Origin of the sequence: Thermosynechococcus sp. (assembly GCF_046299655.1) — a bacterium.
Taxonomy (GTDB): Bacteria; Cyanobacteriota; Cyanobacteriia; order Thermosynechococcales; family Thermosynechococcaceae; genus Thermosynechococcus.
In genome coordinates, this window is sequence record NZ_JBKBHZ010000007.1 from 74917 (window position 1) to 94446 (window position 19530).

Sequence of the window (19530 nt, forward strand, 5' to 3'; positions counted from 1 at the left end):
TCAAAGGCCAAGGCATCCCTTGACATATGATTATTTTTAACGATTCCTCCTGAGCAGCAGTTTGGCAATGAACCCATATAGAATTGGGGTGTAAAAGCTAACCTAAGTGTCAGAGACAGCTGATTTCTTTAGGTTTACCCTAGGAAGTAGAGATAAACCATGGGCACCTTGCTCCTAGGTTGGTTGGATTGGTCGTGGAATAGGGCATGATTTCTATGGTTGTCTGTTCCCAGTGTTTCCATCCCAATCCCGTTGGTGCTGTTTAATGTGAAGCCTGCTTTTTGCCCATGCCCAGTATGACGCCTTGTCCAAATTGTGGTGCGCCAGTTCAACCAGACGCTAATTTTTGTGGCCAATGTGGTTTCAATCTGCGTCGCATTGCCGTCAGCGCACCCCCACTGCCGGAGGCAATGCAATACACAGCAAATGCTGCCCCAAGGGGGGAAGTCACTGCCCATCAAGGACACCTGAGGAAACTTCCCCCGCCACCTCCGCCACCCCCTCATGTCTTCTCAATTGCGGCCCGCACCATTGAAGCCAAGCTGATTCATGTGCAAACGCGCACAGAACTGCAAATTCCGAGGGGGCGTCCCGTCATTCATATTGGCAAGCCGAATGATCGCATTCCTCCCGATATTGATGTGGCGGGCTTTCCTAACTCAGAAATTGTCTCCCGCATCCACGCCGATCTGCGAATTGAGGGGGATGCCCACTATATTGAAGATGTGGGAAGTGCCAATGGCACTTACATTAATAACATGCCCCTTTATCCTGGCAATCGTCATCGCCTGCAATCGGGCGATCGCATTGCATTGGGCAAAGGAGATTTAGTTACCTTTATCTATGAACGCATCTCCTAGTTCTTTAGAGTATATTCAAGTACGAAGAGGCGGTTAGACAACGTGATTACCTTGACATTACTCCATCCCGTTCAAGCCACCCCAGTTCAAAGCTGGACTTTTGAGAATGAAAATGTCATCCGTATTGGCCGAGCAGTTGATAATCACGTCGTGCTCTATAGCGCGGTGGTGTCGCGTCACCATGTGGAACTCCGTCGTAATGGCTTGCAATGGGAAGTGGTCAATCTTGGCACCAACGGCACCTATTTGGATGGTAGACGCATTCAGCAGGCAACCTTGACGGATGGCGGCATCCTTCGCTTGGCTCGCTCTGGACCCAATATTCAAATTCGCCTCGGGTCTGATCAGGCTCCTGCTCCTCCCAATGCCCGCATGGAAACGGTTCCCGAAGGTCGCTTGGCAGATGCTGAGAAGGGCACCTATGCTGGGGAAGAGGAACTCCGCGGTACCGTTGCTGAACCCACTCCCCGTCCTGAGAAGCGCACCCCCACCTCCAGGAGTAGCAGTGTCACCGCCCAAGAAGAGCAAGAGGCTGAGTTTGCGGTGACAGGCCAACTCCCAGTTCATTTACTCAGCGAGTGGCGCGCTCCCCCCGATTGCCCGCACAGCCGTGCCCAAAAAAATGATATTTTTTGCATTGACTGCGGTGTGCCGCTGCGCGTCTGGAAAACCCTCGGTAACTACCAAATCATTCGTGCCCTTGGTCAAAGCAACATCTATTTGGGCTGGCGCAGTGGCTTAACGGCAGTGATTAAGGGACATAGCCTTGCGGCGTCCCGCGACGAAATCCGGGCCTTTCAGCGCCAAGCGCGGCAATTGTGTAAAATTGAGCATCCGGTTTTACCCCAGTTTTGGGAAGCCTTTCAGTGCGGCAGCAACTCCTACTTGGTCTCAGAAATGGTCTATGGCCAATCCCTAAAACAGCGGATTCAGGAACAAGGGCCAATGAACGTGATTGAGGTCAGTCGTTGGCTGATTCCTGTGTGTGAATTGCTTGAAGTGCTGCACCAGCAAGACCCCCCTGTGTTGCATTTGCATATTCGTCCCTCCAATCTCATTCATCCTTATGTCAAGCGGGAAACAACGGAACTCGTGCTAGTAGGCTGGTGCAAAGCGTCCGTCTTAACCTCCGACTCAGGGACATTTATTGGGACAGTGGGCTATTCGGCGCCAGAACAGCAGGAGGGAAAACCCGAACCTGCTTCGGATCTCTTTGCCTTGGGAGCAACAATGGTGTATTTGCTCACGGGCTATGAACCGGAGACCTATTTCCGTTGGGGCGCCCGTGAATATCGTCTCTATGCGGAGGATATTCCCCACTTGGATCCGCTCATGGTGGATTTAATTAACTGCTTGACCCACCCCGATCCTCGGGAACGCTATCCCAATGCCGCAAAAGTCAAGCAACGCTTGCAGGAAATTGCCACCATTACCCCCGCAGTTTCTTCGAGTGCCTGATTAATTTTCAGCAAATACTTGCACGCTGCCAGAGGGCATCAAGACTAACCGCAGTAAAATTGGGCGATCGCCCCCAAAGGGACTTGCTAGAGGACTTTCCCGCAGCGGAATCGGCGTGCGATCAATAAAGCGAACTGCTGCACCATTGAGGGGTAGCGCTTGGACAAGGGTGCCATCAGGGTTGAGAACGATGCGGTATTCCAAACTCGTGTCTAGGCTGGCCGGCGGACGCCAACGGTCTTGAAAATAGGTTTTCACCTCCCGTAGGGTGGTTGCAGAAACGGAGGGGGATTCAATAGGTGGCACAATCATCGGCGTAGGTTCAATAACCGCAGGGGCACGGTCAGGGGGAGCTTGTACCACAATCTTATTTTGATTCTTATTTTGATTATTTTGATTAGGCGGTTGAGGAGATGGCAGCTGTTGAGCAATGGTGGGGGGGGATGGCGCAGGCAAGCTAGCTAGGGGCGGCATATCTGGCGGCGAGGGGAGCGGCACAAGGGTAGCAGTTTTAGGGGGAGCTGGCGGTGGGCTAGGTAAGGGAGCGAGTTGGGGGGGTTCCGCAGGTTCTGGCAAAGGGGATGGCATCCCTAGGGGAGGCAGGTTGGGTTCCTCACGGGTCGCCTCAGGGGAGGTAACAACCATCGAAGCGGGTGGGCCTAGCCAGCGTTGGGTCACAAGGGTGAAGGCAGCCACCACGCCCACGGCCACCACTGCACTTTTGGCCCAGATTGGGATTTGAGCAAGGGTTGATTGGGCGCGCTCCACCAGTTCTGGCAACGGCTCCATGACGGCAGACCAGTCATCAAGAACGGTCACTAAATCGTATAGTTCTATCAGTTGCAGAAGAATGACCCGCCCATCAGGTAGATGAAGTTCATGTTCAAGAGGCGATCGCGATCGCAAGAGCCAGCCTGCTGTTGAGACTTCCGTGGGATGTTGGTGGTGACTCAGAAAGTTTTCAATATACTGGTTGACCAGCGTTTTCAGTTGATAGAGCTGGCGAGCGTTGCCCTCAAAACTCTGTTTTTCCCCTATAGCCAGTGTAAAGTGGAGCGATCGCACCAGTGCACGGCGTAGCCTCTGACTAAAGGGCAAAAATTCAGCGGCAACATCTAGTTGACAGGTGGGTTGAGAATAGCTGAGGGTAGTACTCATTACACGTCCGCATGGGGAAACAGGGTGGGCAATTCAGGGGTTGGTGCAGGTACTGGCTCAGGTTCGACCAACGATAGGGAAGGAGGGGGCGGTGCTGTGCGTTCTAGCAGGGTGATCCAAAGGCGACGTGCCCCTTGGGGCGTACTGTAAAAGAGCAAATCCACGAGTAAATCTAAGGCCAGTTGTGCCAATTCACTACCATCCCTGCTGCTGTCGGCCATCCGCTCTTGATACAAACTGGTGAAGCGGTCAATATAATCCCCGAGAACCGGATCTAAGTGGGGGGCGCGACCTTGACTCGTCTGCTGTTGCCAGCGTTCAATAGCAGTGCGGATGGTTTGCTGGTGTTGCCGTGCTAAGCGGGTGCAGATCAAAGCCAAGGCGCGGGCTTCATCCACATCCAATTTACGTCGCCCATGGCGCCCCTGCCGCAGGGGACTCGATTGCCGCAATCGCCATAATCTCACGCGATCGCGCAAATAGGTCGCAAACCCCATGGCATCTGCCAATGCGAGTACCTCTGCCGAACCCACCTGCGCCAAGGCTTCGAGACTCAGCAAAATCAGGTCAATTTGTGCCTTGATAGGTAGGGAAGCGGCCATTGTGCCACCTGCATTGATGAGTTTATGCAGCGGTCAACCCCAACATGGCGCGTAACGTCAGTGCCACAAATGTGAGGAGTCCCACCATGAGGCCAATAAGGGCGATCGCGCTCAGCGGACGCTTCAAAAGCGGCACCAATGGCTCCACAACATTCCACACTACGCCCAATAGAACCGTAACAAAATACCGTTGGTAGCGCAGGACATTTTCCCAAAAGCCATCCATTGATTGATGCTCCTAAGTTGGTGACGCCAGTGGGCTTGAAGTTGCTTTCATGATACTACTCCAGCGAAGCCTCTAAGGGAGTAACGCCCTTGACCTATGCCACAGGCACATAACTAGACGGCAGCACAAAACCTTCCTCCTGCTCGACAGCATGGCTAAGTTCTTGGTATGTGTGTTGCAACTGCTCTAACAGGCCTAAAGGAATAAGATGAGCACTCTCAAAGGCCGCAATCAACTCGCGGTAGTACCAGAGAACCCCCTCCCGACCCGCCCGAAAACGCAGCCAAACATCACCACCAACGTTGCCATAATCTCTGAGAATGCACAGTAGGTTGTGCAATTTATCACTGGCGGAGACCAGTTGAGCATCGCGATCAGCGGTGGTGCCCTGTTGGATGTGTTTGATATAGGCCAGTTTGCGAGTTGCCCAAGGCAGTTTTGCATCGCCTTCTAGGGTATTGGCCACTGAATCAGAACAGGCACGGACGATTGCAGCAACGCGATCGCCATAACGCTCACGAATCGCCTCTAGGGTCGGCAATCCCCCTTGATCTTCAACAGCATCGTGGAGGAGGCCCGCGATCGCCACATCCTCATCAGCACCATACTCAAGGGCAATCATGGACACAGCAACTAAGTGGGAAATATAGGGCACATCTGACCCCTTACGAGTTTGTTCACGATGCAGAAGAGCCGCATATTCCAACGCATCGAGATAACGGAGAGAGGGCATCAGTTTTACCTCAAGCATCTATTGCTATTGTGGAGCGGTTCTTCACGCAGGGAAAATAACTTTCTGCTCATCTTGTCTTAAAGATTTGTTAACATATTGAATTGCTCATTGTTATCAAGGATAATTTTGCTGGATGTGTTTCTAAGCGGGCTCCCTGCCTAGCGGCTTCCCATGAGCAATGAAGCAAACATTGAACAGAAGATTATCCTGCCGTTGCTCAAGCAGTGGGGCTACAGTGACGCTGAGTACCAAGCCAAGCCACGGATTGGCAATGGGTATCCCGACTTCGTTGTCAGGTTGCCCAGAACCGATGTTTCCCCCTTTAACTATCTCATCATTGAAGTCAAAAGTCCGCAACAAAAAAAACTCAGCGGCAGTCAACAACTCAAGCAATACATGGAAATTGGCCGCACTGTCTTTGGTCTCTTGACCAATGGTCGAGAATACCAACTGTTTTACCAGAACCCGCTGAAGGAGCCACGGCGGCAAATCAACTGTTGTTCAGGAGAACTTGACAAAAAAGCGTTGCAAAAATTGGGTAAACTTCTCCAGCGCTCCACTGCTACAGCATTGATGAATGCCCTTACTCACCAGCAATTGAAAGTTTACCATCATTTTGAAAAAGAGTTGACTAAGAAATTTTCATTCTTTATCTCATCAATCCCAGCTAAGGAGGCATCCATGATCATTACGGTTTTTAACCACAAGGGAGGGGTTGGTAAAACCACGCTGACCCTTAACCTTGGTGCTGCTTTTGCTGAAATGGGTAAGCGAGTTCTTCTGATTGATATCGACCCACAAGCAAATTTAACCATCGGTGTAGGGATTGACCCCCTCAGGGATGTCGAAGAACAAGGGAGGAAAGACATTAGCGATCTGTTGCTAGAGCCACGGGTCAGCCTAGAGGAAGTGATCTATAGAAAATCTTGGGATGATTTACAGCTAGATGTGGTTCCCTCTCATATTCGCCTTGCTGACAAAGAACCTGCTCTGATTAATACTATTGATATTGATCGGGTGTTGCAACGAAAGCTCTCTAATCACAGTTATGATGTCATTCTCATTGATCCACCACCAGCCTTCGGCAAAGTAAATACAATTGCACTCATGGCTTCTCACGGTGTGCTTATCCCCACTCAACTTGCCCCTTACCCCATTCGAGCAATAGAGTACGTGCTTGCTCGACTAGAAGCCATGAGAAATGCCATGGAAAATCCACCTCGCCCACTGGGTATTGCTGTTAGTATGTACAACCGTTCCAAATCCGCAGCAAACCAGCAGATGAGAAGCAAACTAGAGAGCATCCTTTCAAAGTACAACCATGCCATAGAGATTTTACCTGAGAGTACATGGATTCCGGAGAAAGTTACCATGCTGCACAGTATAAACTTCGGTCAACCCATCTTCAGCGAAAAACTTTACCACGAACTTAGACGAGACAGAAACTCGATTGATGATTTAACTCAATCCTTTCAAAACTTAGCTCGTTACCTCTCTAGTAAAGCTCTCCCAAAATGATGAGTGATCTAGAAAAAATCTCAAAACATCTGACTCCCCGCCCAGCATTTCAGGGTCAAATTCATGTTGACTCTTTGAGAGTGCCAAGCAGTTACCCTCCGGACTTACTGTCCTCCTCACCGCAGCTTATTCGTGAGGACTTGCAACGGCATCGAACAAACCTTATACCGCTAATTATTCGGCCAGTAGAGGAGGGAGAATATGAAGTTATTTTTGGCAAAGAGATAGTTGAATTTGCCCGCGAGCTTGGTATTAATCACTTATTCGCATCGAGAATCGAGCTGCAAGATGAAGATGTTTTACCCTTTCAAAAAAGACTCAAGTCTATTTTCGGAATGAATCAAAAAGCTAGCAGTTCTTATTCACAAATTTTGCTGCAAAGTACCTTTATGGATCAGATTGCTCAATTAGTGAGGATGCTTATAGAAGAGAATAAGATGACATTCAAGAATCAGTTTGACAAGCTCGAAAACAAATTGGATGAACAAAATAACTCTCTGCAAAAAATCAGTCAGGAATTGGATGAACTCAAAAAACGCTTAAGTCTTCGTGAATTACAGCAGCCTATCTCTAGGCAAACAATGACTGAGGAGCGTGTGTTCATCAACCGCTATAGAAACCCTCAGAATCTTACTAAACGTGTTCCCAACTTAAAAAATAAAGAAGCTGAAATAATCATCCAGCAAATTCAGGAAGGTAGAAGATTTAAATCTGTGGATGAACTGAAAGCAATTGCTCCCTCAGGCCGCTGGGATGAATTAAATATTCAATTTTAGAGATGGTGGATATACTAGAATGCTTGGAGAAGGAACTATTAAACTAGTTATGATACTGGTAACTAGAACTTAGTCGGCGGTGTTCTATCGTCCATTGGAGCTTTGATCGGCGGCTAGAGCTTTTTTTAACTTAGAATATTAAGTTTCGTTGCAGGATTCAACACTTCTGGTCTTGGGCAATCTCCTGAATAATCTGAAGCCAGTGTCTCATAGTGATGCTGCATGCTGACGATACCAAGCAATTGTACGTTCCAGACCTTCTTTGAGGGAAATTTGGGCACGAAACCCAAAAGCTTCTTTTGCCTTAGTGGTGTCCAAGCAACGCCGGGGTTGACCATTGGGCTTATCGATTTGCCATTCAATCTGCCCTTGAAAGTCCATTAGATCGCAGATGAGGTCAACTAAATTCTTAATGGTGATTTCTTCCCCCGTACCGAGGTTAATGGGATCGGGATGATCGTAGGCTTGGGTGGCCATGACAATACCGCGAGCCGCATCCTCCACATAGAGAAACTCACGGCTAGGGGTGCCATCCCCCCAGACAGGAATCACATTCTCCCCCTGTTGTTGAGCAATGTCAACTTTGCGAATTAAAGCAGGAATCACATGGGAACTTAGGGGGTCAAAGTTATCCCCTGGCCCATAAAGATTCACAGGCAAAAGATAGATGCCATTGAACCCGTACTGTTGCCGATAGGCCTGCAATTGTACGAGGAGGGCTTTTTTAGCAATGCCGTAGGGGGCGTTGGTTTCTTCGGGGTAACCGTTCCAAAGATCGCTTTCTTTGAAGGGAACGGGGGTGAATTTGGGATAAGCACAGATGGTTCCCACACAAACAAATTTTTCAACCCCGGCGCGGTAGGCACACTCAATGAGTTGTGCCCCCATCATCAGATTGTCATAGAAGAGTTCAGCCGGCTTAGCTTGATTAAGACCAATTCCCCCCACATGGGCGGCAAGGTGAATGACAATATCTTGGTTTTGAACAACGGCTTGGCAAGCAGACAGTTGGCGTAGGTCGTAGTTCCGCGATCGCACCACCGTAATCTGCTCAGGTACTGCCCCCGCCTTTTGCAATTGTGCTACCACTTGGCGTCCCAAAAATCCCGCCCCACCGGTGACCAGAATCCTTTTTTGACTGAGATCCATGGTTAGTCTGCCTTACTGATAAACTGCCGCTGGGTAAGGAGATCCAAGACGGTTTCAGAGGTGGGTTTTGGCTCTGCTCCCTGAATTCCCACTGCTCGCAGATCGGCTTCCACCATTAAGGCCACGAGTTCAGGAAAAGTGACTGTGGGTTGCCAGCCCAGAACCGTCTTGGCCTTGGTGGGGTCTCCGAGGAGTAAATCCACCTCAGTGGGGCGCAGATAGCGGGGGTCAAATTCCACATAGTCCTGCCAATTAAGACCGACATAGCCAAAGGCCAATTCTAGAAATTCTCGCACCGAGTGGGTTTCGCCGGTGGCTATCACGTAGTCGTCGGGTTGCTCCTGTTGCAGCATCAGCCACATGGCACGTACATAGTCTTTGGCGTAGCCCCAATCCCGCTTGGCATCCAAATTGCCCAAATAGAGCTTGTTTTGCTGGCCAGCCACAATACGGGCAACGGCACGGGTAATTTTGCGGGTGACAAAGGTTTCCCCCCGCCGAGGACTTTCGTGGTTAAAGAGGATGCCATTACAGGCAAATAGACTGTAAGCCTCGCGATAATTCACCGTTTGCCAGTGGGCATAGACCTTGGCGCAGGCATAGGGACTGCGGGGATAAAAGGGCGTTGTTTCCCGCTGCGGCACTTCCTGCACGAGGCCAAACATCTCTGAAGACCCTGCCTGATAAAATTTCACCCGCTTGCCGCTGCGCTCTTGGTATTCGCGAATCGCTTCTAGTAGTCGCAGCGTCCCCATGGCAACAGTCTCCACCGTGTACTGCGGCGCATCAAAGCTGACTCGCACATGGGATTGCGCCCCTAGGTTGTAGATTTCATCGGGCTGGCTAAGTTCAATAATTCGCCGCAGGGTACCGCCATCGGTCAGATCCCCATAGTGCAGGCGCAGCGCGGCATCCTCTTGGTGGGGGTCAACGTAAATGTGGTCAATGCGATCAGTGTTAAACGTGGAGGTGCGGCGGATAATACCGTGAACTTCGTAGCCCTTTTCAAGGAGTAGCTCACATAAGTAAGAACCATCTTGGCCGGTAATGCCGGTGATTAGTGCCCGCCTGCGATCGCCCATCTCCTATTTCCTGACTCCTAAACGTCCTTGGTCTGGATAGCCTACAGCCCGCTTTAACGCTGCTAAGGAGCGATTGTAGTTCAAAATGGCTGCAAGGAGATTCCCTTGGGCTTGGGTTAAATTGGTTGCAGCACGGCTGACCTCCTGTTGCGTTCCCACTGCGGCCTGAAACCGTAACCGTGCAAGACGCAATCCTTCAATGGCTTGGGTAACTGCTGTGCGGGCGGTGGCCATGTTTTTCTCATTGGCTCTGAGATTGGTGTAGGCGGTTTCCACCTCTAGGCGAATGGTGTTTTTCTGATTGGCATATTGTTCCTCAGCGGTTGCTGCAAGGGCTTCTTGGCGAGCGGCACTAGCACGGGCATTGCCGCCATCAAAGAGGGCTAATTGCATTTGTAGCCCCACCCCATAGCCAAAGCGAGGTGCGAGATCATCGGTGACTTTGTCCAGCAGGTTGCCACTGGCAAAGAGGCTGAGTTGGGGACGGGTAGCCGCCAAGGCCACCTGACGATTTTTCAGGGCGATCGTGCGCTGTAGCAGCCGCTGCTCTAGCTCAACGCGGTTTTGGTAAGCAAGGAGAATACTCTCCTCAAGGGAAAGGGGCCATTCCTCAGCGGGTTCGACGCGCCCAGCGATCGCCACATCCACCGTCTGATTCACATTCAATCGCTGCGCCAACTGTCGGCGAGTGGTCATTTCCAAATTGCGGGCTTGGCTCAAGTTTTGCTGAGCATTGGCAAGGTTCACCTCTGCGTTCAACACATCCAATAGCGTCCCAATCCCTGCTTGCTCAAAGGCCTGAGCATCTCGCAGGGCCACTTGGGCATTGGCCACCGCTGCTTCGGCAATTTGCACCTGTACCTTGGCCTGTTGCGCCAAATAGTAATCATTGGTAACGTCGAGGATCAATTGTTGGCGCTGACGCTCCACCTCCAATTCACTGAAGCGCACTTGGTTGCGAGCCGCTTCGATAGCTGCCGATCGCCCACCTCCGGCAAACAGCGTATAGTTCATCACCAAGGCGACATTAGCAGTGGCACCACTCGTTGCCCCAAAAAGATTCGTGAAAAAGTTCCTGAAGTTGAGTTGATTCACTGGTGCAAGGGTAATGGGACTGAAGTTGGAGGGCGTCGCAGCCTGACTGGCACTATTTTGCAGTTGTTGCAGTTGCTGTTGCAGCTCTAGGTTTTGCTGATCCGTAAACGCTGTGAGTTGCGGGCCTTGGAATCGCTGTTGCAGCTGTTGCACCTGTGTATTCAAAAGATTAGTGGCGGCCAGTTGCTGCGCCAGAAGCTGTTGCTGCGCCTGTTGCTCTTGCTGCTGCTGTAGAGAGAGCTGTGGCTGAATGTTGAGGGGCAAGTAGGCTAGCGGCCCACCGGGAGTAGTATTCTGACCGAGGCTCGCTTGCAGGGCAAGGGCAGGATAAAGCTGGGCTTGCACCTGTCGCAGTTGTGCCCGTGCCCGTTGGAGTTGAAGTTCACTAATTTGCAAGGCAATGTTATTGCGAATGGCCACCTCAATGGCTTGCTCTAGGGTGAGGGGTTGATTGAGATCAATGTTGACCGTCTCAGGAAGCGCTAAGCTATCGGGGCTGGGGTTGAGAGGCGTCAGGGCATCCGAGGCTGGTCTTTGGGAAGACGCCTGTGCCACTGGCGTAGTTGTGGGTATCGCTTGAACGAAGCTAGGCAGCGTTACTGGGGCGATCGCGAGGAGTCCCGACACCAGCGTTTTTTTGGGATTGAGGGCAAGATTATGCAACATGAGAACTTAGACGTGCAACCTGTTCAACTTAGTCGCAGTAGGACTTCCCCTAAGTACTGGTGAAGGTTGCCAGCATGCAGTCATGTGCTTCACTCCCACAACACGCCCATTCTGCCAAACTTTAGCATGGATTCTCGACTGCGATCGCGACCTAGAACAGCAGCCGCAGACCACGAGGATTGAAAAGGGAGAGAAAAGTGATCTAGAATAGGGAACCCTCAAAGAGGAGAGGTGGCTGAGTGGTCGAAAGCGGCAGATTGCTAATCTGTTGATAGGCAGGTAACTCCTATCCGAGGGTTCGAATCCCTCCCTCTCCGTCAAAGAAACGTTAAAGAAAATATCATCAAATCAATAGCTGAGACCTCTCCTCGACTACCCCTCAGCAAAGTCCGAACGCGTTAAGGGTAGGGGATAATAAGGGCACATACCCCTTAAGGATAAAACGATGGCCAGCGACTTAGCAATGACGATTCTGCCCGGTATGACCGTGAAGGTCACCAATCCCAACGATACCTACTACCAATTTCAGGGGACTGTGCAGCGGGTCACGGATGGCAAGGTAGCAGTGCTCTTTGAAGGGGGAAACTGGGATAAATTGGTTACGTTTCAAATGAGCGAGCTAGAGCCAGTCGTGACCACGCCCAAAGGCAAAGCGAAAAAGTAGGCCATGGTGCGGCGATCGCCTCCCCCCCAGCCCCTTGCCGAAATTATCCAGACAGCAACGGATCACTGCATTGCCCAGTGCCACGAACCCGCCACCCTCGACTTTCCGATGGTTCCAGCCCTAGGCAGTTGGGTGCGTATTCCCGAAGGCAATCGCGTCATTTATGGCGTTGTGGCCTATGTGGTGACGGCTCCCATTGACACCATTCACCGTGCCACCGCCTTGGGGCTATCTCTAGAGCAACTACGGCAAGAGCAGCCCCATATTTTTGCCATGTTGAAAACGGAGATCACGATCGCCATCACTGGCTTTCAGGAACAGGCACGCTTTTATCACCATTTGCCCCCCCGCCCACCCCAAATGCACCAGCAGGTCTATAGCTGTCCTGCGGAGGACGTGATTGCCTTCAGTGGTACATTCACGTTTTTGCGAACACTGTTGACCCTGCGCTATGGGCCAGGGGATGCCTTGGTGGCAGCAACGCTGCGTTTCTTGTATCAACTTCGCCAGCGCGATCGCCAGTGGCTGGTGCAGGCCGCCCAATACCTGAACCGACTCCTCAAGGAGGACTACGATCGCCTGCGCGGCATTATTGAGCAGTTATAATCAGGGCTTTAACCCGCAGCGTGCAGCTGCTGGACAAGGCGAGCGTACTGCTGTGTTTCCGCCCAATTGAGAATTTCCCGTGCCCGCAGAACAGGTAAAGGGTGGGTGAGTTGACTGGCCTGCAATTCCTTGAAAAGGTTGTACCAACCCCGATCAGCAGCGTCATACGCCCGTGCTTGGGCAATAAAGGCATCCAGATTCAGGCGATCGCTCCACTGGGGAGAACCACCACAGAGTTTCATGAGCACCGAAGCGACAACACGCGGGTCTTGGGTCACCAACAAGGCCGCGCGATCGCAGGTGAGTTCGGCACAGCGCAGCCAATGCATCAATTGCATTTGCAATCCCTGCGCCAAGAGCAAGCCCCACGGGGAAAGTTGACTAGCGGCAAAAAGCAGCAGGTTGGCGATGGTTAGATACACCCCATGCTCACACTTCAGATGCCCTAGCTCATGGGCCAACACCGCCTGCACTTCCTTGGGTGTCAGCAATTCTACCAGCGCGGAGTGCAGTACCACAAAGGGCTGCTTGCCCTGCATAGCAAAAGTATAGGCATTGGGAACGGGATGTTGTTTAAGATAAAGCTGCGGCGGCTCTAGGCCTAAGATACGGCAAGCCTCCAGATGAAGGGTATAAATTTCTGGCAGTTGCTGTTCACTGAGGCGCAGACTACTGCCAATGTTCTCAAGGTAAAAGGCCTGCTCCGCCACCGAACCGAGGAGCGATCGCACGAGAATATCCATCCCCGGCAGTTGTTGAAGTGCTTGGGTAGCCTCGCGATCGCGGGGATGACGGAATTGATCAGCTCTGAGGCTGGAATACGCTGAAACAGGCATGAAATCGTGATTTTTACTCTGACCCCTCCACTGCCAATTTTAGAGTATCGTACAAGTTTCTCGCATCGCTGCAAAAGCTTGCTGCCGTATTCCGCATGATCTTGGACCAGAGACCAAAAAGCTACAGTAAGTGCACCAACCATCTGAATTGGGTGCCGACTCCTACCGTAGCCTCCTTATAGTGAGGGGATTGATAGTGAGGGGATTTTACTCAGAGGTCGTCCTCCTCCTCATCCCCATAGTCATCATCCTCGTCTGTGAGGTCATCCTCCTCATCGTCAGCATCACTACTGGCGAATTCAAAATCACGAGTCCGTCCAGTGATTTTTTCAATCACGTGGGGCGCGGTTTCATCGTCAATGAGAACATCCTCACCAAGGTCAGCAGTGACATTGACCGTCATCGTTGGTGGTTCGGGTTCAGGGCTGATAACGTGGGTTTGACCCAAGCGATCTTCTCCCTCTTCCCACTCTTCGTCACCATTGCTACTTTCCTCGTAGCTGTTGAAGCCGGTGCCCGCTGGGATGAGACGGCCAATAATGACGTTTTCCTTGAGTCCCCGCAGCCAATCGGACTTGCCTTCAATGGCCGCTTCCGTCAGTACCCGTGTCGTCTCTTGGAAACTGGCGGCTGAAATAAAGCTATCGGTATTCAGCGAGGCCTTGGTAATCCCCAGGAGGACAGGGGTGTATTGAGCAGGAGCGCCCCCTGTGAGCGCCATAGGCTCGTTGGCTTGCTCCGCTTGACGCAAATTCATGAGTTCACCCGACAGCAAAATGGTGTCGCCGGCATCCTCAATGCGTACTTTTGAGGTCATCTGGCGGACAATGATCTCAATGTGCTTGTCGGAAATCTCAATCCCTTGGCTCAGGTACACCGACTGTACCTCGTTGACCAAAAACGACTGCACCTTTTCAAAGCTAATTTGGGCGGCTTTGAGTAACCCTTGGGGCTTGTAGTACTCAAAGTAAATCGAAAGGATGTCGTGGGGATCGACAGGGCCATCGGTGAGGGGGTCAGCGAGATTGACCTTTTGACCATCCACTACCAAGGGGTTTTGACCTGGCAGGACAGGGTATTCCTGAATTGTGCCGTCCTCTTCAATGACTTTGATATCTACGCTGTCATCACTGTTGTAGGTGACTTGACAGGTGCCGGGGCGCACAGCCAGCACACATTTTTCCTTGGGATGGCGCGCTTCAAGGAGTTCTTCAATCCGAGGTAACCCTTGGATGATGTCACCCGTTTTCGCCCGCTCAAACACCAACAGGGCGAGGTTATCCCCCCGCTGCACAAGGTCACCGTCCTCAATTTGCAGCACTGCCCCCGGTGAGACAAGGTAGGGACGGGCTAGGCGCAGGAGCACGTGGTCATCGGCTACCGCCATTACCGCTGCTGTTTCTGGGGCACTTACTCCCTTGGCAAGTTCATCGCCGGGACGCACGAGATCGCCCACTTTGACCGTGGGTTTAGCCCCGTTGGTCTCGATCCGCAGGCGATCGCTCTCGGTCACCACCAGAATGCGGCGAACCGATTCGCCACTGTGCAAAATCCCCTGCACTTCCCCCGCCTGCTTGGCTTTGATGTCTGTGCGAGCAATCACGGCACCGGGGCCAATGTGATCGCCATCTTTGACCAAGAGGGAAGTAAACGTACTGCCTTGGGTTTGATCTGCAGCAATGTCACGGCGAATCACCAAGGATTCCAAAATCACCAGTTGCAGCCGCTGGGCTTCTGGATCCACCTCATCCGTCACAATTTCAATGTCAGCGGCCAGTTGCGGGGCTTCGCTGCCAATTTCAAGGACAAGCTGCGTCCGCAGCAGATCAACGCCATCAACGGATTTAACTCGCTCATCGTGTTTGTAGGGCAACCGCTGGACGGCCCGCAGGCGAATGGATTGCCCTGAGCTATCACTGGAGTCTTGGCTGGGGACCGATGGCTCATCAGGAACGCTAAATTCTTGGACGGGACGCAGCAGAATCGCTGGTCCTTCGGGGGTGTCCTCAAGATAATCCACTTGCGAGAGGGTTTCGACCACAAGGCCGGGGAGAACCTCTTCGCCGGGACGTGCCAACATGCCGTGCTTCAGCCGTGCCGCTTCCGGATCATCCACAAGGTGGAGTTCGCCGGGCTTGATAATAATTTCCCGCAGGATGTCGTTTTTCTGGATGACTTCAACGACACCACTGTTTTGGCAGAAGATGTCCTTGACAACCTCAGTCCCCGCTTCGACGTATTGGTTGTCCTCTACCATCAGTAGGGAAATATCCTTATTCACCTCATGGGTTTCTTCGGGGATCCACAAGAGCGTCCCCCCCTTGAGGACTTCATAGCCCTGCTTGGCTTTGCCTTTTTTGGCCACTTCGATGTCGGCATATTTGAGGATACCGCCCGTCGTGGTGTGGTAGCGATCGTCAATGAGTTCGGCCACCACTTGACCATTGGCCACTTTTGTACCGGGAGCGGCTTTGAGGGAAAACCGCTGACCAGTGGCGGTTTCAATAATGTAATGCTCGCGGCCCTGCTGCGTTTCTTTGAGCACCTTCGCTTTATCGAGCATCACCGAGGCAGTAATGATTTCCACCTCGCGCCCCCCTTTGCTGTCCCGTTGCTCAGGGAGACGCACAATACCCCCATGCTCCGTTTTCACTGTGGTTTCGGCAAGGACAGCCCCGGCTTCAATGCGATCGCCATTTTTCACAACCGGCTCCGCACCGGGGGGCAGGTTATAGACTTCCCCCGACAGTACCCAAATCAACCCACCTTTGGGGGCAATGCGCGTTGTGGTGCCTTGGCGATCGCGCTTCTCCTCTGCCTCAAGGTTGACGAACTTCACTTGACCCGCCAAATCGGAGGCCACATCCTTGGTCACCTTTTCCACTGCCTTGCGGACACTGCGACTGGCTTGAGCGACTTCCGCCAACAGTTGACCCGCGTCAACGGTTTCACCATCCGCCACTAGCACAATTGACCCTTGGGAGAGGTCAAATTCTTGGCTTTGCTGATCACTTTTGATCACCAGCTTGCCAGCGGTTTCGACAATAAAGGCATCATCACCGTGACGCGTGCGGTAGGGACGTACCCGTAATTTCTTGCCGTACTCCACCGTGCCGGCAAAGGGAGCGCGTTCTTGGCGAGCCACTTCCCCTGTAAACACCCCGCCCGTGTGGAAGGTGCGCATTGTCAACTGCGTACCGGGTTCACCAATGGATTGAGCAGCAATAATCCCTACGGCTTCCCCCATATCCACCAATTTGGCGTGGGCAAGGCTCCAGCCATAGCAGAGACGACACACCGAGCCAGTGGCCTCGCAGGTGAGGGGCGATCGCACCACTACTTCTTCGATACCCGCATCAACAATTTTCTTGGCCAGATCAGCAGAGATGGCTTGATTTTTGGCCACCAGCACTTCGCCAGTTTCTGGATGGCAGACATCATTGAGCACCACCCGCCCTAAAAGCCGGTCCTCTAGGGCCAGTACCTTATCCCCCACCGTCATACTGCGCAGCGTAATGCCCCGCTCCGTTTCACAATCCTCTTCGCGGATAATCACATCTTGGGAGACATCCACCAAGCGACGGGTCAGGTAACCGGAGTCCGCCGTCCGCAGTGCCGTATCCACCAGTCCCTTGCGGGCACCGTAGGAGGAGATGATGTACTCTGTTACCGTCAGTCCTTCGCGGAAGTTGGTTTTAATCGGCAGGTCAATGATTTCCCCTTGGGGATTGGCCATCAACCCCCGCATTCCCACCAACTGGCGCACCTGGGAGAGATTCCCCCTTGCCCCAGAAAAGGCCATCATATAGACGGAGTTGAGGACATCGGTGTTTTGGAAGTGGCGCACCACCTCGTTTTTCAGTTCTTCGTTGGTGGTGTTCCAAGTGTCAATCACCTTCTGGAAGCGTTCCACCTCCGTAATTTCCCCCCGCGAGTAGCGCTCCTGAGCGGTTTTAATTTCCTTTTCGGCGGCTTCGAGGAGTTCCTGCTTTTTCGGGGGCACCAGCAGGTCATCCACACTGATGGAGACGCCGGCGCGGGTGGCATAGCGAAAGCCAAGGTCTTTGACTTTGTCTGCCATTTCCGCTGTGCGGGCGGTGCCAAAGTTGCTAAACGACCAAGCAATGAGGTTCCGCAAGCCTTTTTTGTCAATGATGCGGTTAAAGAAAACAGGCTTTTTCTCAGTCATGGTGTTGGGGTCTCCCAAATTAACTGGCTAGGGCTTCTTGAATCGTTTGGTTGTAGATAATGCGACCGGGGGTGGTGCGGATGTATTGGGAAATGAGTTGACCGTTGGCATCCTCCTTAATCCGCCGCAGGGGATACTCCAGCAAACGGGAGCCATCTTCATAGGTCGTAATCCGAGGTTCACTGGTGTCACCATCGTCCACCTCACCGTCGTAGCGCACCCAGACAAAGGCATGGAGGGGTAAGTGTCCCTGTTCGTAGGCCATGATCACGTCTTGGAAGTTGGCATAGTAGCGATCGCTATAATCCGGTAGCTTCGGATTTTCTGCCGTCAAGTAGTAGCAACCCAAAACCATATCTTGGCTAGGGGTAATAATTGGCTTACCCGTGGCCGGCGACAGGATATTATTGGAGGCTAGCATCAGCATCCGCGCCTCCGCCTGTGCTTCAATCGAGAGGGGCACGTGCACGGCCATTTGGTCACCGTCAAAGTCCGCGTTGAAGGCGGGACACACCAAGGGGTGCAGTTGAATGGCCCGCCCTTCCACCAGAATTGGCTCAAAGGCCTGAATCCCCAAACGGTGGAGCGTTGGTGCGCGGTTGAGCAGCACCGGGTGACCCTCAATGACCTCCTCCAGCACATCCCAAATTTGGGGGTCATTGCGCTGGATCATCCGCTTCGCTGCCTTAATATTGTTGACAATTTGTTGGCGAATCAAGCGGTGAATCACAAAGGGCTGGAAGAGTTCAATGGCCATTTCCCGCGGCAGGCCGCACTGGTGCATTTTCAGTTTTGGCCCGACCACAATCACTGAACGTCCCGAGTAGTCCACCCGTTTTCCAAGTAGGTTTTGGCGGAAGCGACCCTGTTTGCCCTCAATAATGTCGGAAAGGGACTTCAGGGGACGATTATTGGCACCCACCACCGTGCGACCGCGTCGGCCATTATCAATGAGGGCATCCACCGCCTCTTGGAGCATGCGTTTTTCGTTGCGGATGATAATTTCTGGGGCAAGAATCTCCTGCAGGCGGGCAAGGCGGTTATTACGGTTAATGACGCGGCGGTACAGGTCATTGAGGTCAGAGGTGGCAAAGCGCCCCCCATCTAACTGCACCATTGGCCGCAGATCCGGTGGAATCACGGGAATCACTGTCAAGACCATCCATTCCGGCTTGGAACCAGTGGCAATAAAGTTATCAATGACCCGCAGCCGCTTGATGAGCTTGGCGCGTTTTTGCCCCTTGGCGTTGAGGATTTCCTGCCGCAGTTGGTCGGCCTCTGCTTGCAGATCTAAATCCCGCAGCAGGCGTTGAATGGCTTCCGCCCCAATGCCCACCTCAATGCCTTCTAGCTCTGAGTCTTCGCTGTAGATTTCCTCTTCGATGTCCTGCCACTGATCTTCGCTGAGAAGCTGCTTGTAACTGAGTTCAGGGTGATTCCCCGGATTGAGTACCACATAGGAGTTGAAATAGACAATTTGCTCCACATCCCGCAGGGGCATATCTAGTAGGATCGCCATGTAGCTGGGAATCCCCTTCAGATACCAGACATGGGTCACCGGGGCAGCCAACTTAATGTAGCCCATGCGATGGCGGCGCACCCGCGATTCGGTGACTTCAACGCCACAGCGTTCGCAGACAATGCCGCGATGGCGCACCCGTTTGTACTTACCGCAGTGGCACTCCCAATCCTTGGCGGGGCCAAAAATCCGCTCGCAGAAGAGGCCATCCATCTCCGGCTTAAGTGTGCGGTAGTTGATGGTTTCTGGCTTGGTCACCTCGCCCACCACTTGACCGTTGGGAAGGGTGCGCTGTCCCCATTGGATGATGCGCTCCGGTGAGGCGAGAGACACTTTTACATAATCAAAGCGTTGCTCGATTCTGGGCATAAACTCACAAATCCTTTGGCAGTG

Annotated in this window: 15 protein-coding genes, 1 tRNA gene and 1 pseudogene; 7 read left to right on the forward strand and 10 right to left on the reverse strand. The window is 52.4% G+C overall.

The genetic code is table 11. The annotated features are described in order from the left end of the window. Positions 1 to 215: 215 nt before the first annotated feature. Both ACK4HN_RS06535 and ACK4HN_RS06540 read left to right on the forward strand, forming a co-directional pair. Positions 216 to 860, forward strand: a pseudogene (locus ACK4HN_RS06535) (FHA domain-containing protein). Positions 861 to 902: 42 nt separating this feature from the next. Then, a complete protein-coding gene (locus ACK4HN_RS06540; RefSeq protein WP_409869684.1) occupies positions 903 to 2318 on the forward strand; it encodes a protein kinase domain-containing protein in 1416 nt (471 codons plus the stop codon). Here the strand turns inward: ACK4HN_RS06540 and ACK4HN_RS06545 are convergent, their stop codons facing one another. From ACK4HN_RS06545 to ACK4HN_RS06560, 4 genes are all read right to left on the reverse strand, one after another. Further along, positions 2319 to 3476 carry a DUF4335 domain-containing protein gene (locus ACK4HN_RS06545; RefSeq protein ID WP_409869682.1) on the reverse strand — a complete coding sequence of 386 codons (1158 nt, stop codon included), beginning with the start codon at positions 3474 to 3476 and terminating at the stop codon, positions 2319 to 2321. Further along, positions 3476 to 4078 (reverse strand): DUF3038 domain-containing protein, encoded by a 603-nt coding sequence (locus tag ACK4HN_RS06550; RefSeq protein ID WP_409869680.1) that lies wholly within the window; start codon positions 4076 to 4078, stop codon positions 3476 to 3478. Before ACK4HN_RS06550 ends, ACK4HN_RS06545 begins: the two co-directional genes overlap by 1 nt. Before the next feature lie 22 nt (positions 4079 to 4100). Continuing rightward, complete coding sequence (locus tag ACK4HN_RS06555; RefSeq protein WP_149821311.1) at positions 4101 to 4304, reverse strand: DUF751 family protein; 204 nt, start codon at positions 4302 to 4304, stop codon at positions 4101 to 4103. A gap of 94 nt (positions 4305 to 4398) precedes the next feature. Next, positions 4399 to 5037 (reverse strand): HD domain-containing protein, encoded by a 639-nt coding sequence (locus ACK4HN_RS06560; protein WP_409877371.1) that lies wholly within the window; start codon positions 5035 to 5037, stop codon positions 4399 to 4401. A 171-nt stretch (positions 5038 to 5208) separates the two neighbouring features. Here ACK4HN_RS06560 and ACK4HN_RS06565 point away from each other — a divergent pair, with 171 nt between their 5' ends. After that, complete coding sequence (locus tag ACK4HN_RS06565; RefSeq protein WP_409877373.1) at positions 5209 to 6555, forward strand: AAA family ATPase; 1347 nt, start codon at positions 5209 to 5211, stop codon at positions 6553 to 6555. Further along, positions 6552 to 7331, forward strand: a complete 780-nt coding sequence (locus tag ACK4HN_RS06570) for a hypothetical protein (protein ID WP_409877374.1) — start codon at positions 6552 to 6554, stop codon at positions 7329 to 7331. The genes ACK4HN_RS06565 and ACK4HN_RS06570 overlap by 4 nt, the downstream gene beginning before the upstream one ends. 207 nt (positions 7332 to 7538) lie before the next feature. On the opposite strand, the gene ACK4HN_RS06575 is transcribed toward ACK4HN_RS06570, so the two are convergent. From ACK4HN_RS06575 to ACK4HN_RS06585, 3 genes are read right to left on the reverse strand one after another with little or no spacing between them, the layout of a single operon-like run. Beyond that, a complete protein-coding gene (locus ACK4HN_RS06575; RefSeq protein WP_409877376.1) occupies positions 7539 to 8480 on the reverse strand; it encodes a GDP-L-fucose synthase family protein in 942 nt (313 codons plus the stop codon). A gap of 2 nt (positions 8481 to 8482) precedes the next feature. Then, positions 8483 to 9562 carry a GDP-mannose 4,6-dehydratase gene (gene gmd / locus ACK4HN_RS06580; protein ID WP_409877378.1) on the reverse strand — a complete coding sequence of 360 codons (1080 nt, stop codon included), beginning with the start codon at positions 9560 to 9562 and terminating at the stop codon, positions 8483 to 8485. A 3-nt stretch (positions 9563 to 9565) separates the two neighbouring features. Next, entirely contained in the window at positions 9566 to 11323 is a 1758-nt protein-coding gene (locus ACK4HN_RS06585; RefSeq protein WP_409870322.1) for a TolC family protein, read from the reverse strand. Between the two features lie 225 nt (positions 11324 to 11548). Between ACK4HN_RS06585 and ACK4HN_RS06590 the strand changes: the two genes are divergently transcribed. The 3 genes from ACK4HN_RS06590 to ACK4HN_RS06600 all read left to right on the forward strand — a co-directional run bounded on the left by ACK4HN_RS06590 (position 11549) and on the right by ACK4HN_RS06600 (position 12593). Continuing rightward, positions 11549 to 11640, forward strand: a tRNA-Ser gene (locus ACK4HN_RS06590). Between the two features lie 146 nt (positions 11641 to 11786). Continuing rightward, positions 11787 to 11987: an NAD(P)H dehydrogenase subunit NdhS gene (locus tag ACK4HN_RS06595; RefSeq protein ID WP_409870326.1), complete on the forward strand. Its 201-nt coding sequence runs from the start codon at positions 11787 to 11789 to the stop codon at positions 11985 to 11987. A 3-nt stretch (positions 11988 to 11990) separates the two neighbouring features. Further along, a complete protein-coding gene (locus ACK4HN_RS06600; protein ID WP_409870320.1) occupies positions 11991 to 12593 on the forward strand; it encodes an HAS-barrel domain-containing protein in 603 nt (200 codons plus the stop codon). 8 nt (positions 12594 to 12601) lie between these two features. Here ACK4HN_RS06600 and ACK4HN_RS06605 read toward each other — a convergent pair whose 3' ends face one another. The 3 genes from ACK4HN_RS06605 to ACK4HN_RS06615 all read right to left on the reverse strand — a co-directional run bounded on the left by ACK4HN_RS06605 (position 12602) and on the right by ACK4HN_RS06615 (position 19506). Continuing rightward, complete coding sequence (locus ACK4HN_RS06605) at positions 12602 to 13429, reverse strand: M48 family metallopeptidase (RefSeq protein ID WP_409870317.1); 828 nt, start codon at positions 13427 to 13429, stop codon at positions 12602 to 12604. A gap of 211 nt (positions 13430 to 13640) precedes the next feature. After that, positions 13641 to 17618: a DNA-directed RNA polymerase subunit beta'' gene (locus ACK4HN_RS06610; RefSeq protein ID WP_409877379.1), complete on the reverse strand. Its 3978-nt coding sequence runs from the start codon at positions 17616 to 17618 to the stop codon at positions 13641 to 13643. A 19-nt stretch (positions 17619 to 17637) separates the two neighbouring features. Further along, complete coding sequence (locus ACK4HN_RS06615; RefSeq protein ID WP_409869467.1) at positions 17638 to 19506, reverse strand: DNA-directed RNA polymerase subunit gamma; 1869 nt, start codon at positions 19504 to 19506, stop codon at positions 17638 to 17640. Positions 19507 to 19530: the final 24 nt, after the last annotated feature.